The organism is Protofrankia sp. CiP3 (genome assembly GCF_917627345.1).
GTDB lineage: Bacteria > Actinomycetota > Actinomycetes > Frankiales > Frankiaceae > Protofrankia.
On the sequence record NZ_CAKJTM010000068.1, the window covers coordinates 25725 to 27019 of the forward strand.

At 71.6% G+C, this 1295-nt stretch carries 2 protein-coding genes; one reads left to right on the top strand and one right to left on the bottom strand.

Going from position 1 to position 1295, the window contains the following annotated elements:
- Positions 1 to 111: 111 nt before the first annotated feature.
- Entirely contained in the window at positions 112 to 441 is a 330-nt protein-coding gene (locus MJ797_RS27580; protein WP_374582591.1) for an Rpn family recombination-promoting nuclease/putative transposase, read from the bottom strand.
- Between MJ797_RS27580 and MJ797_RS19285 the strand changes: the two genes are divergently transcribed.
- Positions 340 to 1295 (top strand): serine/threonine-protein kinase (locus tag MJ797_RS19285; RefSeq protein WP_239337404.1); only part of this gene is annotated, 956 nt, incomplete at its 3' end. The two genes, MJ797_RS27580 and MJ797_RS19285, sit on opposite strands and share 102 nt — an antisense overlap.

A 1295-nucleotide genomic window follows, 5' to 3' on the forward strand; every position in this document is an offset into this window, starting at 1 on the left:
CTGGTAGAAGTTTTCAACGATCTGCTGGAAAGGCATGCGTCGCCTTGACCGCTTGATTCCGCCCATTGGCCCGTGCCGGCCAATACGAGCAGGTCGTGGTGCTGGCGGCCGTTACCGAGGCCGTGACGGGTGCCATCTACCGGGAGGACAGGTGGGCGGAAGCCCTGACCGACCTGGTCGAAAGCCTGTCCGGTGCACGACCAGCGGGACCACCGCCGGCAGCTGGGTCGCCCTGGGATGATCGCCCAGGTAACGGTCCCAGACACCTACGACGTAGCGCAGCATCCGAAACGCCATGAGCTGACCGTTGCTGCTCTGATGCGTTGTACGGTAGCGGTCGTGATCGTTGATCGGGGACGGATCGTCGCCGCTCTCCCCGGCTACGAGATCGGGGGCGATCTCGGCGCCGGCGCGTTCGGGCTCGTCGTCGCCGGCCGGCATCGCACGTTGAACCGCCCCGTCGCGATCAAGGTCCTGCCGACGGGGCCCGACGCGGTCGCCGCCCGCTTCGCCGACGAGGCGGAGCTACTCGCCAGGATCGACCATCCGCATGTAGTGCGGGTCTACGACTACGTCGAGACCGACGCCCTTCGACTGATCGTCATGGAGCTCCTGCCGGGCGGGACGCTCACCCGCCGTCGCCGCGGCATGACCGCGCGGGGAGCCTGCGCGGTGGGCCTCGCCGCGGCCGCGGCGCTGCACTGCGCGCACACGCACGGCGTTCTGCATCGTGACGTCAAACCCGACAACATGATGTTCGGTGCCGACGACCTGCTCAAGGTCACCGACTTCGGCATCGCGAAGCCCTTCGAGGCGGGCGCGGAGGCCACCGCGAGCGCGGTGGTCGGAACGCCGATCTACATGGCTCCCGAGCAGATCGTCGGCGGCCGCCTCGGCCCCGCCACCGACCTGTACGCGCTCGGTGTGGTGCTCTACCACCTCCTCAGCGGCGTTCTCCCGGTCGACCCGGGGCTGCCCGTCCACATGGTGTGGCATCACCGGCTCCACACCCCGCCGCCGCCGCCGCCCGGCGTGGCGCCGCCAGTGGCCGCGGTCCTGCTGCGGGCGCTCGCCCGGGAACCGGGCGAGCGCCAGGAGTCGGCTCTCGCCTTCGCTCTGGACCTGGCCCGTGCGGCGGCCGACGCGTACGGGCCGCGGTGGACCGCCGGCGCGGGCATGCCACTGCGCGTCGACGACGAGATTCGCGCCGCCGCCGACCATCCCGCCGGCCGTACCTCGACGCCGGTCACGGCCCGCGAGCGGCCCCCGCCGGCGGCCGAGCCACCCGATCCGGG

What these genes read in the sequence shown, in the direction of transcription:
- MJ797_RS27580 (WP_374582591.1), bottom strand. Translation starts at nt 441, where the DNA reads ATGCCGGCCGGCGACGACGAGCCCGAACGCGCCGGCGCCGAGATCGCC.